Genomic DNA, 15803 nt, shown 5'->3' with positions numbered 1-15803 from the left:
GTCGCTCGGGGGGATGTTCGCGTGACGCGGCCCACTCGCACTCGCCCGGTCCGGACCCGGCAGCCGCGGGTCACCACATTGCCGCAGCTGATGGCCACCGCGGTCGAGGCGAATCCCGACGGCACCGCCGTCGTCTTCGCCGATGCCACCGCGACGCTGGGACAGCTGAGCTACGCCGATCTCGACGACCGGTCCACGCGGCTGGCCCGGTTGCTCATCGAACGCGGTGTCGGTCCGGAAGACCTTGTGGCCGTTGGTATTCCGCGGTCGCTGGAGTCGGTGGTCGCGGTGTGGGCGGTGGCCAAGACCGGTGCCGGATTCGTGCCGGTCGATCCCAACTACCCGGCCGAGCGGGTCGCGCATATGGTGACCGATTCCGGTGCGGTGCTCGGCCTCGCCATCGCCGAGGTGGCCCAGCGGCTGCCGGATCGGGTCGAGTGGCTGGTCATCGATACGCCCGAATTCGCGGTGCGCCTGGAGGAATACTCGGGCGAGGCGATCACCAATGCGGACCGGGTCCGCGCGGTGCGGGCGGAATATCCGGCCTATGTCATCTACACCTCGGGGTCCACGGGCAAGCCGAAGGGTGTTGTCGTCACGCAGGCCGGACTGTCGAGCTTCTGTGATGAACAGCGTGAGCGCTATCGCGTCACGAACCAGTCGCGCACACTGCATTTCGCGTCGCCGTCGTTCGACGCGTCGGTGCTCGAGCTGCTGCTCGCGCTCGGTGGTGCGGCCACCATGGTGGTGGTCGCACCGAATATCTACGGCGGCGACGAACTGGCGACGCTGCTGCGCAGGGAACGGGTGACGCACGCGTTCATCACCCCGGCCGCACTCGCCTCCGTCGATCCGACCGGACTCGACGACTTCCGGGTCGTGGTCGCCGGTGGTGAGGCCTGCCCGCCGGATCTGGTGCGGCGCTGGGTATTACCGATCGCGAATGGTCGGTCCCGTGAGTTCTTCAATGGCTATGGACCGACCGAGACCACGATCATGACCAATATCAGCGCGCCGCTGACACCCGGTGAGACCGTGACGATCGGCGGTCCGATCCGGGCCATCACCGAATATGTGCTCGATGACCGGTTGAATCAGGTGCCCAGCGGTGTCGTCGGCGAGCTGTACATCTCGGGCGCGCAGGTGGCGCGCGGCTATCACGCCCGCCCGGCGCTGACCGCATCGCGTTTCGTGCCGAATCCGTTCGACCCCAGTGGTTCTCGGCTCTACGCCACCGGTGACCTGGTGCGCTGGACCGCCGCCGGCGAGATCGAATATGTCGGCCGCAACGACTTCCAGGTGAAGATCCGCGGCTTCCGCATCGAACTCGGTGAGATCGATGCGGTACTCGGCGCGCACGACAGTGTGGACTTCGTCGTCACCATCGGGCACAAACTCGATACCGGCGCAACGATTCTGGTGTCCTATGTGCACGCCGCGGGCAATGCGGTGGTGGACACCGACGAGCTGACCGCCTTCGCCGAACGCTCGTTGCCCGCGCATATGGTGCCGACCGCCATTATCGTGCTCGACACCATCCCGCTGACCCCGGTCGGCAAGCTGGACCGGCGCGCACTGCCCGTCCCCGTATTGGAGACCAAGAAGTACCGGGCGCCGGAGACCGAGATCGAACAGGCCATCGCCGAGGTGCTCGGCGACGTGCTCGGCATCGAACGCATCGGTCTCGACGACGATTTCTTCGCACTCGGCGGCGACAGCATCACCTCCATTCAGGTGGTGTCGCGGGCCAGGGCGCGTGGTGTGATCTTCACGCCGCGAGACGTTTTCGAATCGCGCACGGTGGCCGTGCTCGCCCCGCTGGCCACCATGGGCGCACCGGCCGAGGCCGGCGTCGAGCTGGCGACCGGGCCGCTGGTCGAGCTGTCGCAGGCCGATAGTGACCGCCTGGCGCGCGAATATCCGACGCTGGCCGAGGTCTGGCCGCTGACCCCGCTGCAGTCGGGCATGCTGTTCCACGCACAGCTGGCCGAATCATCGGTCGACGCGTACATGACCCAGTTCATGGTCGATCTCGGCGGTGATGTCGATCCCGAGCGGCTGCACGCGGCGGCGGTCGCCGTGGTGGGTCGGCATGTCAACCTGCGGGTGGCCTTCGCCGAGGATTCCGACGGCAATCCCGTGCAGGTCGTGCTCGATGCGGTCGAAGTGCCCTGGCGCGCTATCGATCTCACTCATCTCGGGTCGGACGCCCCCGCTGAACTGCGGCGGATCATGACGGCGGATCTGGCCGACCACTTCGATATGCGCACCGCGCCGCTGCTGCGCTTCGCCTTGATCCGTTCGGCGGCCGATGCCTACCACCTGCTGGTCACCAGCCATCACATCCTCATCGATGGCTGGTCGATGCCGCTGCTGACCCAGGATCTGCTGACGCTGTACGTCCTCGGCGGCGATGCGTCCCAGCTGCCGCAGGCCCGTTCCTACCGTGACTATCTGGCCTGGCTCGGCGCACAGGACCACAGCGCCGCCCGTGCCGCCTGGCGCGAGGTGCTGGCCGGTATCACCGAGCCGACGCCGCTGGCCCCGGTCGACCCGGCGCGCGAAATCTCGGCTGGCGTAGGCGAAATCGACTTCGAGCTGTCCGAGGACGACACCAAGGCGCTGAGCCGGTTGGCTGCCGATGCCGGGGTCACCGTCAATACCGTCATCCAGGCCGCCTGGGGTCTGCTCATCGGCCGCACCGTGGACCGCGACGATGTGGTCTTCGGCGCCACCGTCTCCGGGCGGCCGCCGCAGCTGGACGGCATCGAGACCATGGTCGGGTTGTTCCTGAACGCGATTCCGGTTCGGGTGCGGCTGGATGCCGACGACACGCTGGCCGGGCTGCTGCGCCAGCTGCAGGCCGAGCAGGCGGCGCTGCTCGACCACCACTACGTCGGGCTGAGTGAGATCCAGGAAATCGTCGGCGTCGAAGGGCTTTTCGATTCGCTGGTGGTCTTCGAATCCTTCCCGGTCGACGGCGAGGCGCTGACCGCGGCGGCGGGCGCGATCGATGGCATGAATATCACCGGCGCGGTCGCGGTGAACGGCACGCACTATCCGGTGACCGTGGTGGTCGTGCCCGATGTTCGCATGCACGTCACCCTCAAGTACCTGCGCGATATCTACGACGAGACGGCGGCACAGACACTCGCCCAGCGCTTCTCGGTGCTGATCGGCCGGTTCCTCAGCGATCCGCTCGCCAAGATCGCCGAAGTGGACGCACTGACCGCGGCCGACCGGGCCGTGCTCGACGCCGCCAATGCCACCGAAGTACCCGAGCTGCTGGATGATTCGACGCTGCTGACGCTGTTCGACGCGCAGGTCGCCCGCACCCCCGAGGCACCGGCGGTCATCTTCGGCGGTACCACGCTCAGCTACGCCGAACTCGACGCCCGCTCGCGCGCGCTGGCCCGTGATCTGGCCGGTCGCGGCGTCGGATCGGAATCGCCGGTGGCCGTTGCGATGCGGCGCAGCATCGAGATGGTCGTCGCGATCTACGGTGTGCTGCGGGCGGGCGGTGCGTATGTGCCGATCGATCCCGACCATCCGGCCGAGCGCAGCGAATATGTGCTCACCAGCGCGGCTCCGGTCTGTGTGCTGACCACGACCGCGACCGGCTTCGAAACCGAGACCGCCGCACCGCTGGTGCACGTGGACGGGCTCGATTCCGCCGATGCGCTGATATTCGGGGATCTGCTGGCCGATACCGTCGCGGCGACGCATCCGGACAACACCGCCTACATCATCTACACCTCCGGTTCGACCGGTCGGCCCAAGGGCGTGGCGATCACCCATCGGCAGATGGCGAACCAATTCCGTTGGGCACAGCGCACCTATCCGCACGGTCCCGGCGATGTGGTGTTGCACAAGACGCCGATCACCTTCGACATCTCGACGTGGGAACTGTTCTGGACCCTGCAGACCGGTGCCGCGGTGGTCATCGCCGAACCGGACGGACATCGCGATCCCGCCTATCTGGCCCGGGTGATCGACGAATATGCCGTCAGCACAGTGCATTTCGTGCCGTCGATGCTGGACGCATTCCTCGATGGCGCGCCTGCGGGTGCGACCGCGCATCCGTCGTTGCGGCGGGTGTTCGCCGCCGGTGAGGCGCTGTCCGCGGAGAGCGCGACGCGCTTCACCCGCTTCCTGCCGGATGCGGACCTGTTCAACTGGTACGGGCCCGCGGAGGCCACGGTCGTCACGGCCTACCCGGCCGAAGTCAACGGGCGCGTTGCGATTCCGATCGGCACCTCGGTCGCCAATACCCGGGTACATGTCCTGGACCGGCAGTTGCGGCCGGTGCCGGTCGGCGCGGTCGGCGAGTTGTATGTCGCCGGTGTGCAATTGGCGCGTGGCTATGTGAACGCACCGGCGCTGACCGCCGAGCGGTTCGTCGCGCACGCCGGTGGTGAGCGCCTGTACCGGACCGGCGATGTGGTGCGCTGGGTACCCGGCAAGGACGCACACGCGCTGGAATACCTGGGCCGCAGCGATTTCCAGGTGAAACTGCGCGGCCAGCGCGTGGAACTCGGTGAGATCGAGACGGTGCTGCTCGGCCTGGACGCGGTGCAGCGCGCGGCGGTGGCGTTGGTCAAGGGGGGCACCGGCGATCGGCTGGTCGCCTACGTGGTGGCCGCCCCGGATGCCCGGATCGACGATGACGCCCTGCTCGATCACGTGCGCACCGCGCTGCCCTCGTACATGGTGCCGTCGGCCATCGTGTGGCTGGATGCCCTGCCGCTCAATGCCAGCGGCAAACTCGACCGCAAGGCGCTGCCCGCACCGGAGTTCATCGGGCGGCCCTACCGCGAACCCGCGACTGCGCTGGAATTCACCGTCGCCGAGGTATTCGCCGAAGTACTCGGCATCGAGCGCGTGGGCGCGGACGACGATTTCTTCGACCTCGGCGGCAACTCGCTCGTCGCCACCCGCGTGGTGGCCCGGCTCGGCACCGCCATCGGCAGCCGCGTCCCGGTGCGCGCGGTGTTCGAGGCGCCGACGGTGGCCGCGCTGGCGGCGGTGATCGCGCCGAGCGCCGGTCAGCGCCGCGAGGTGCCGCTGGTGGCCGGCCCACGGCCGGAACAGATTCCGCTGTCGCTGGCGCAGCAGCGCATGTGGTTCCTGAACCAGTTCGATACCGAATCCGCGGTGAACAATCTGCCGGTCGCCGTCCGGCTCACCGGCGCACTGGATATCGCCGCACTGCAGCAGGCCGTCGCCGATCTGGTGCAGCGGCACGAAAGCCTGCGCACCGTCTACCCGGCCGACCGGGACGGTGTCGCACATCAGGTGATCGTGCCCGCCGCGCAGGCGGTTCCGGATCTGACGCCGCAGCCCATCGCGGCGGAGGCGTTGCGCGCGAAGGTCGTCGAGATCATCGCGGCCGGCTTCGATGTCACCGATCAGGTGCCGTTGCGCGGTGCGCTGTTGCGGGTCGTCGCGGCCGAGGCGCCGACGGACGAGTATGTGCTGGTCTTCGTGGCCCATCACATCAGCGCGGACGGCTGGTCGATGGGACCGATGACCCGCGATCTGATGCTGGCCTATGCCGCGCGCGCCGCCGGTGTGCTGCCCGCGTGGCAGCCGCTGCCGGTGCAGTACGCGGATTTCAGTCTCTGGCAGCGGGAGGTGCTCGGCTCCGAGGACGACCCGGACAGCCTGATCACGGCGCAGACCGAATTCTGGCGCACCGCGCTGGCCGGTCTGCCCGACGAACTGAACCTGCCCGCCGATCGGCCCCGCCCGACGACGCAGTCGTTCGCCGGCGGCACCGTCGGCTTCACCGTCGAGCCGCGGGTGCACCGCCGGCTGCAGGAGCTCGGCCGCGAGCAGAACGCGACCATCTTCATGGTCGTGCACACCGCGCTCGCGGTATTCCTGGCGCGCCTGTCGGGCACCGAGGATATCGCGGTCGGTACCCCGGTCGCCGGACGCGGCGCGGCCGAATTGGACGATGTCATCGGCATGTTCGTCAATACCCTGGTGTTGCGGACCCCGGTGCGCGGCGGCGCGACCTTCGCCGAACTGCTGTCCGTGGTCAAGGATCGCGACCTGCAGGCCTTCGCGCATGCCGATATTCCGTTCGAGCGCCTCGTCGACCTGCTGAATCCGGAGCGGTCCACGGCGCGGCATCCGCTGTTCCAGGTGGCGCTGTCGTTCCAGAATCTGCCGGACAATTCCTTCGAGCTGCCCGAATTGCGGGTCGGCGCGGTCGATCTCGATATCGACACCGCGAAATTCGACCTGTCGCTGGCGATTACCGAACTCGCGGCCACCGCCGAGGGCGGCGGTGGCATGTACGCCGAATTCTCCTTCGCGCGAGACCTGTTCGACGAGGCCTCTGTCCGGGTGTTCGCCGACCGGTTCGTGCGCCTGCTCGAGGCGATCACGACGCGGCCGGAACTGCCGGTGGGCGATCTGCCGTTGCTCGCCGAATCCGAGGCGAAATTCCTGACCCAGGTGCAGCCGGATCATGTGATGGACGGTGGGTTGTTGCCGGATCTGCTGGTGCGTGGATTGCGTCGTGGTGCCGATCGCACGGCCATCCGGTATCAGGGGCGTTCGGTCAGTTACCGCGAGTTGGATGAGTTTTCGTCGCGTTTGGCCCGGGTGTTGATCGAGCGTGGTGTGGGTCCGGAAAGTCTTGTGGCGGTTGCTTTGCCGCGCTCGTATGAGATGGTCGCGGCGGTGTTGGCGGTGTCGAAGGCCGGTGGTGCGCATGTGCCGGTCGATCCGAATTATCCGGTGGATCGGGTGCGGCACATGGTGACCGATTCGGCCGCCGTGGTCGGTCTGACGACTGTCGAATACCTCGGTCAGTTGCCCGATGACGTGCAGTGGCTCGCGCTCGATGACGCCGAGACGGATGCACTGTGTGCCAGCCGATCCGCGGCACCGGTCACCGATGCCGATCGGATCGCGCCGCTGCGGTTGCATCATCCGGCGTATGTCATCTACACCTCGGGTTCGACGGGTATGCCCAAGGGTGTCACCGTGACCCACGCCGGACTCGGCGGCCTGGTCGACCATGCGGTCGGTCTGTACCGGCTGGAGCCGAAACACCGTTTCCTGCACATCTGCTCGCCGAGCTTCGACCCGTCGGTGCTGGAATGGCTTGTCGCCCTTTCGGTCGGCGCCACCTGTGTGATCGTGCCGTCGGCCGTTATCGGCGGTCTGGAACTGGGTGAGCTGCTGCGCACCGAGCAGGTGACGCACGTGATCATCACTCCGGCGGTGTTGGGCACGGTGGATCCGGCTGGGTTGGATCAGCTCGAGATGCTGTCCGTCGGTGGTGATGTCACCACACCGGAACTGCTGGCGAAGTGGCAGCCGGGTCGTCGGTATTACAACGGCTACGGCCCGACCGAAACCACCATCATCTCCTCCTACGGCACGCTGGAAGCGGGTAGGCCGATCACCATCGGCACCCCGGTGCACGGCATGTCGGCGCTGGTACTGGATTCGCGCCTGCACCCGGTGGCCCCCGGCGTCGCGGGCGAGCTGTATCTGTCCGGTGGCGGACTGGCGCGCGGCTATCACAACCGTCCTGGGCTGAGCGCCGAGCGCTTCGTGCCGAATCCATGGGGCGAGCCGGGTGCGCGGATGTACCGCACCGGAGATGTGGTGCGCTGGTTCGCCGAACCCGATGTGCGGGCCGGCAATGCGGCGCTGCCGTCGGTGCCGTGGGTGCTCGACTATGTCGGGCGCTCGGACTTCCAGGTGAAGATCCGCGGCTACCGCATCGAACTCGGTGAGATCGACGCCGTGCTCGGCGGGCACGCCGATGTCGAGTTCGCGATCACCCTCGGCAAGCAGACCGATGCCGGCGTCACGATCCTCATATCGTATGTGCTGCCGGTGCCCGGCCGGGTCGTCGAGCCCAGCGTGCTCACCGACCACGCGGCGCGCAGTCTGCCACCCCATATGGTGCCGTCGGCCGTCGTCGTACTGGACGAGATCCCGCTGACCCCGGTCGGCAAGCTGGATCGCAAGGCGCTGCCGGAACCGGTCTTCGAACGGGTCGCCTTCCGCGCGCCGAAGACCCATACCGAACAGATCGTGGCGAGCACCTTCGCCACGGTGCTGCGCATCGGCACCGGCGCGGACGACCGTCGCTACCTCGGCCTCGACGACGACTTCTTCACACTCGGCGGAAATTCGCTGCTGGCAACGCAACTGGTGGCGCGCCTGGGCGCGGCACTGAATACCCGCGTGCCGGTTCGGGTGCTCTTCGAGGCGTCCACCGTGGCCGAACTCGCGGCCGAACTCGAAAAGCTCGTCGGTACCGGAGGCCGCAGGGCACTGGCGGCGGGTGAACGGCCGCAACATATTCCGCTGTCGCTGGCCCAGCAGCGCATGTGGTTCCTGAACCGGTTCGACACCGACTCCTCGGCCTACAATATCCCGATCGCGGTCCGGCTCACCGGCGCGCTCGATGTGGAGGCGCTGCGGCAGGCGGTCGCCGATCTGGTCGAGCGGCACGAAATCCTGCGCACCATCTACCCGCAGACCGATGCGGGCCCGGTGCAGCTGATCCTGCCCTCGGATGAGGCCGCGACGAAGCTCGAGATCCGCGAGGTGCTGCCGGATGAGCTGGAATCCGCCGTCATCGAGCTGACCTCGACGATCTTCGATGTCACCAGCGAGGTGCCGGTCCGGGTCGCGCTCTTCGATATCGACGGTGCCGCCGCGGCGGGAGCGACGGGGCCGGAGGAGGTAGCCTGCGTAACCACGGAGGGCCCCGCGGACGCCGCCATCGACACCAGCGAATACGTGCTGGCGATGGTGGTGCACCACATCTCCGGCGACGGTTCCTCGGTCGCGCCGCTGACCCGCGATCTGATGATGGCCTACGCGGCCCGTGCCGCGGCCGCCGCGCCCGGCTGGGCGCCACTGACCGTGCAGTACGCGGACTTCAGCATCTGGCAGCGCGAGGTGCTCGGCAGCGAGGACGAACCGGATTCGCTGGCCGCCGAGCAGATCGCCTACTGGCGCGATGCGCTGGCGGATCTGCCCGAACAGCTGGATCTGCCTTCGGATCGGCCGCGTCCCGCGGTGCAGACCTTCGCGGGCGGCACCGCCGAAGTGCGCATCGATCCCGAAACCCACCGGGCGCTCATCGAATTGGCGCGCGCCGAGGGTGCGACGCTGTTCATGGTCGTGCACACCGCGCTCGCCGTACTGCTCGCGCGGTTGTCGGGCACCGATGACATCGCCATCGGCACCCCGGTCTCCGGACGCGGCGAGGCGGCGCTCGACGATCTCATCGGCATGTTCGTCAACACCCTGGTGTTCCGCACCCGAGTCGACGCCGGTGCGACGTTCGCCGAGCTGACCGCACGCCAGCGCGAGGCCGATATCCAGGCGTTCGCGCATGCGGATATCCCGTTCGAGCGGTTGGTCGAGGTCCTCAATCCGGTTCGCTCGACCGCGCGGCATCCGCTGTTCCAGGTCGGGCTGTCGTTCCAGAATCTGGAGCAGTCCACCCTCGAGCTGCCCGGCCTGACCATCTCCGGTGTCGGCATCGATACCCAGGTGGCGCAGTTCGATCTGAACCTCATTGTCAGCGACGCCTACGACGAGCACGGCGTTCCCGCCGGTATCGCAGGTCAATTCGTTTACGCGAAGGACCTTTTCGATCAGGCGACCGTCGAAGGCTTCGCCGAGCGCTTCGTGCGCCTGCTCGGCCGGATCATCGCCGCTCCGGGCTCCCCGGTCAGCGAACTCGACCTGCTGGCTCCGGCCGAGCGGGAGCGCATCCTGCTGGACTGGAACCAGACCGCCCATCCGGTCGCCCCCGAACTGCTGTTGGACGGTTACCGCCGTGCGGTGGCGGAACATCCGGACGCCATCGCGGTGGCCTACGAAGGCGCCGAGCCGGCCCACCCGTCGCCCGACCACCACCCCTCAACGAGTCGCTCCGCGACGCTGACCTATCGGGAATTCGACCAGCGCGTCAACCGGCTGGCCCGACGGCTGATCGAACAGGGGGTCGGCACCGAATCCCTGGTGGGCCTCGCGATTCGACGCTCGCTGGATCTGGTGGTCGGCATGTACGCCATCGTGACGGCCGGTGGCGCGTATGTGCCGCTCGACCCGGATCATCCGGCCGAGCGGATCGCGCACATTCTCGATACCGCCCAGCCCGCGGCCGTGCTCACGACCACCGCCGATGCCATTGCGGTGCCGGGTGATACGCCGATGCTGCACCTGGATGCACTGGAGCTGGACCGATTCGACGCGACCCCGGTGCGCGCCGACGAACTGCTGCGCCCGGTGCGCCCGGAGAATCCGGCCTACGTCATCTTCACCTCGGGCTCGACCGGTCGACCCAAGGGCGTCGCGATCTCCCATGCCGCCATCCACAACCAGACCACCTGGATGCTGGCGGAATACCCGCTCGGCGTCGGCGATGTGTACCTGCAGAAGACCGCGACGACCTTCGACGTCTCGCTGTGGGGCTATTTCATGCCGCTGCGCACCGGCGCGAAGCTGGTCGTGGCCACCCACGACGGCCACCGCGACCCGGCCTATGTCGCGGAAACCATTGCCGCGCAGGGCGTGACGGTCACCGACTTCGTGCCCTCGATGCTGACCGTGTTCGCCGCACACACCCCGGCGGGCACCTGCCCGACGCTGCGGGACATCTTCGTGATCGGTGAGGCACTGCCACCGGAGACCGTCGACGCGGTGCGCGCGATGTCCGAGGCCAGGGTGCACAACCTCTACGGTCCGACCGAGGCCGCGGTCTCGGTGACCTACTGGGAGGCGCGCGGCACCGACCGCCCCGGCGTCCCGATCGGTCTGCCGCAGTGGAATACCCAGGTGTACGTGCTGGATTCGCGGCTGCGGCCGGTGCCAGCGGGTGTCGCTGGTGAGCTGTACCTGGCCGGTGACCAGCTGGCGCGCGGCTATGTGCGCCGACCCGATCTGTCCGCCGATCGGTTCGTGGCCAACCCCTTCGGCGACGGCACACGCATGTACCGCACCGGCGATCTGGTCGTCTGGCGGGAGACCGCGGCGGGCGGTGTCCTCGACTACATCGGTCGCACCGACTTCCAGGTCAAGTTCCGCGGTCAGCGCATCGAACTCGGTGAGATCGAAACCGCGCTGCTGGCCGAGGCTTCGGTGAGCCAAGCCGTCGCGGTGGTGCTGCCATCGGCGCTGGGTGACCAGCTGGTCGCGTACGCCGTGCCCGCGCCGGGTCACGAGATCGATCAGGCCGCACTGCTGACCTCGATCGGGCAAACCCTGCCAGCGTACATGATCCCGGCCGCCATCGTTGCGCTCGACGCCTTCCCGCTGAACACCAGCGGCAAGCTGGATCGCAAGGCACTGCCGGAACCCAGTTTCGCCAGCCGCGAATTCCGCGCCCCGGCCACGCCGGTCGAGGAGATCGTGGCGGGCGTCTTCGCCGATGTGCTCGGCATCGACCGCGTCGGCGTCGACGACGACTTCTTCGCCCTCGGCGGCAATTCGCTGATCGCCACCCAGGTGGTGGCCAGGCTCGGTGCCGCGATCGGCGGCCGGGTGCCGGTGCGCGCCCTGTTCGAGACCTCGACGGTCGGCGGGCTCGCCGTCAAGATCGAGCAGCACGCCGGATCCGGCGGTCGCCGGGCACTGACGGCCGGGCCGCGCCCGGATCGGATTCCGCTGTCGATGGCCCAGCAGCGGATGTGGTTCCTCAATCAGCTCGATCCGTCCTCGGCGGTGAACAATATTCCGGCCGCGGTGCGCCTGACCGGTGCACTGGATCTGGCCGCGCTGGAGCTGGCCGTTGTCGATCTGATCGAACGGCACGAGGTGCTGCGCACCGTCTACCCGCAGACCGATGACGGCCCGGTGCAGCTGATCGTGCCCGCCGAGCAGGCGGTGCCGGATCTGACACCGGTCGAGGTCAGCGCGGACGAGTTGCCCGCGCGAGTCATCGCGACGGCCTCGGCCGGATTCGATGTGACGACCGAAGTTCCGGTGCGGGCCGAGCTCTTCCGGGTCGAGCCGACCGCCGCTGGCGACTGCTCACAGGTCGCTCGAAACAACACAGAGCATGTGCTCGTGCTGGTGGCACATCACATCAGCGCGGACGGCTGGTCCATGGGCCCGCTCACCCGCGATCTGATGATCGCCTACGCCGCCCGCTCGGCCGGTGCGACTCCGGCCTGGGCGCCGCTGCCGGTGCAGTACGCCGATTTCAGCATCTGGCAGCGCGAGGTGCTCGGCTCGGAAGCCGATCCGGACAGTGTGATCAGCGCGCAGGCCGACTACTGGCGAAACACGCTGGCAGGCATGCCGGACGAGCTGAACCTCCCCGCGGATCGGCCGCGTCCGACGACACAGTCCTTCCGCGGTGGACGGGTCGTCTTCCCGATCGGCACCGAACTGCACCGCGGCCTGCGCGAACTCGCCCGCGCCAATAACGCGACCATGTTCATGGTCGTGCACACGGCGCTGGCCGTCCTATTGTCTCGTTTGTCGGGCACCGACGATATCGCCGTCGGCACCCCGGTCGCCGGTCGCGGTGAGGCCGAACTCGACGATGTGATCGGCATGTTCGTCAACACCCTGGTGCTGCGCAGCGAGGTATCGGGCGAGCTGCGTTTCGATGCGCTGCTCGCGCGCACGAAGGACGCGGATCTGCAGGCCTTCGGGCACGCCGATATTCCGTTCGAGCGGCTGGTCGACCTGCTGAATCCGGTGCGGTCGACGGCCCGGCATCCGCTGTTCCAGGTGATGCTGTCGTTCCAGAACCTGCCGGACAGTTCGTTCGAGCTGCCGGGCTTGCGGATCGGCGCGGTCGATCTGGAGATCGATACCGCGAAATTCGATCTGTCACTGACTATTCAGGAGGCCGCGTCGGACGCGGACGCGGGCATGGTCGCCGAATTGTCCTTCGCCAGAGACCTTTTCGACGATGCCACCGTGCAGGGCTTCGCGGACCGGTTCGTCGGATTGCTGGAGCAGATCGTGGCCCGGCCGGATACACCGGTGGGCGATATCGATCTGCTCAGCGATACCGAGCGGGCCGCGGTGCTGTGGCGGTGGAACGACACCAGCCGTGAGCTGGGTGCGGTCGGCACGCTGGTGGACGAGTTCGCCAGGCAGGCGGCGAATACGCCGTACGCGGTCGCGATCGTGGACCCGGCTACCGGAACCTCGTGGACGTATGCCGAATTCGGTGCGCGCGTGCACCGGTTGGCGCGGCGTCTCATCGCGGCGGGGGTCGGTCCGGAAAAACTGGTCGCCCTGGGTCTGCGGCGTTCGGTCGATCTCGTGGTCGCGGCGTATGCGGTGCACGAGGCCGGTGGCGGGTATGTGCCGCTGGATCTCGATCAGCCCGCGGAGCGGATCGGCTATGTGCTCGATTCGGCCGCGCCGGTTTGTGTGCTGACGACCACCCGGGACGATTTCGACAGCGGCGCGCTGCCCACGCTGACCCTCGATGAGCTCGACCTGTCCGGTTACTCGGACCGGCCGATCACCGACATCGAGCGCATCGCGCCCTTGCGGCCGAGCAACCCGGCCTACGTCATCTTCACCTCCGGCTCGACCGGTCGCCCGAAGGGCGTGGCCGTGCCGCATTCGGCGGTGGTGAACCAGATCCGTTGGATCACCGGCGAATACGGCATCGGTGCCGATGACATCGTGCTGTTCAAGACCCCGGCGACGTTCGACGTGTCGGTGTGGGAGTTGTTCGGCCCGTTGAGCACCGGTGGCCGGATCGTCGTCGCGAGCCCGGATGGCCATCGTGACCCGCAGTATCTGGCGGAAGTCATTGCGGCCGAGCGGGTCACCATGACCTCCTTCGTGCCCTCGATGCTCACCGTCTTCGCGGGCGCCGTCGACGGCTCCGCGCTGACCTCGCTGCGCACCCTGCTCGTCGCCGGTGAGGCCTTCACCGCCGACGCGGTGCAGGCCATCCGCAAGGTCAGCTCGGCCGAGCTGTACAACCTGTACGGCCCAACCGAATTCGCCGTACACGCGACCCACAGTCCGGTGGCCGCCGGGATCAAGGGCGCGGTGCCCATCGGCCTGCCGGTGTGGAATGCCCAGGCGTATGTTCTGGATTCGCGGCTGCACCCGGTGCCATCGGGTGTCGCGGGTGAGTTGTACCTGGCCGGTGCGCAATTGGCGCGCGGCTACGCCGGTCGCACCGATCTGACGTCGGACCGCTTCGTGGCCAACCCGTTCGGCGCGCCGGGCGCACGCATGTACCGCACCGGTGACCTGGTCACCCGGAATGCCGACGGCTCGATCGGCTACCTGGGCCGCACCGACTTCCAGGTCAAGCTGCGTGGTCTGCGCATCGAGCTCGGCGAGGTCGAAACCGCCCTCACCGCGCACGATTCGGTGGCCCAGGCGGTGGCGCTGGTGCGTGCGGATGCGCGGACCGGCGACCAGCTGGTCGCCTACGTCGTGCCCGACCACGGTGCGACGGTCGATGCCGAGCAGCTGCGGAGCCAGCTGGCCGAGCATTTGCCGTCCTATATGGTCCCCGCGGCCATTGTGGTGCTCGAGGTCATGCCGCTGAACCCCAATGGCAAGCTCGACCGCCGCGCACTGCCCGAACCCGTCTTCGCGGTGCGGGAATTCCGTGCACCCTCGACCCCGCTCGAGGCCACCGTCGCCGATGTCTTCGCCGAGGTCATCGGCGTCGAGCGGGTCGGCGTCGACGACGATTTCTTCAGCCTCGGCGGTAACTCGCTGCTGGCCGCCCAGGTCGTCAGCCGACTGCGCAAACTGACCGGCGCGCAGATCAAGGTCGCCTGGTTCTTCACCGAACCAACCGTTCTCGGCATCGCCGAGCAGATCATCGCGGTACTCGAGGACGAACACGATTTCGAATCCAGCTCCGCGGCCGCACTCGGCGTGATACTCCCCATCCGCGCCACGGGTACGAGAGCGCCACTGTTCTGCGTGCACCCGTTGGCCGGACTGTCGTGGTCCTACGCCGGATTGGCCAGGGTGCTCCCGGCCGATCAGCCGATCCTCGGCATCCAGTCGCCCGCGCTGTCCGAGGACGACTACCAGCCGGGTTCGATCGACGAGATCGTGCGTCGCTATGTCGCCGAGATCCGAGCGGTGCAGCCGCGGGGTCCGTACCGGGTGCTGGGCTGGTCGCTCGGCGGCAAACTTGCGCACGCGGTGGCGACCCAGCTGCAGGCCGATGGCGCGCAGGTCGAGCTCTTGGCGATCCTCGACGCCTACCCCGGTGGCGACTTCACCGATTTCCGGACCCAGATCCGCCAGGCCTTCACCGAATTGGGATTGGACCCGGCGGCACTGCCGGAGGCGGAGAACCTGCAGGAAATCGGTGACGAGGCGCTGGCCGCACTGCAGGCGATGGTCATCGGTGAGGGCCTGGACGTGCTGACATCGGATCGGCTGCGCCTGATCTACCGCACGGCGATGCGCACGGTCGAGCTGGAATCGCAGTACCGACCACAGGTGTTCCGAGGGCGGCTCGAGTTCTTCAGCGCCACCGCTGATGCCGAGGCGCGCGCCGATCGCACCCCCGCCGACTGGCAGCCTTTCGTTTCCGATGAGATCATCGATCGCCCGATCGGGGTGACGCACGAGTTGATGACCTCGGCCGAAGCGTTGGACGAGATCGGTCCCAGGCTCGCTGAGCTGCTCGAAACCCTGAGCGCAGGTGATAAGCCGGGAAACGCGGGTAGATCGTCGGCGTGAACAAGCGGCCAATGCGGTAACGATCGGCGTCTGACCATGCGATGCTTCTGAGTAAGCGCTGGGTGGGGAGCACTTTAGGGATTACAGGGTAGGTGAGCTCCTTCATGTTT

At 67.8% G+C, this 15803-nt stretch carries 1 protein-coding gene; it reads left to right on the top strand.

Annotation, left to right across the window (positions count from 1 at the left end; translation table 11 throughout):
- Nucleotides 1-21: 21 nt before the first annotated feature.
- Nucleotides 22-15693, top strand: coding sequence for an amino acid adenylation domain-containing protein (locus ACQP2D_RS39675; protein ID WP_433681020.1), 15672 nt, complete (start codon nucleotides 22-24; stop codon nucleotides 15691-15693).
- The last annotated feature ends 110 nt before the right edge of the window (nucleotides 15694-15803 follow it).

The sequence above is a fragment of the Nocardia sp. CA-119907 genome (assembly GCF_050955995.1).
Classification (GTDB): Bacteria; Actinomycetota; Actinomycetes; order Mycobacteriales; family Mycobacteriaceae; genus Nocardia.
This window is presented reverse-complemented; position numbering and strand designations above follow the sequence as displayed.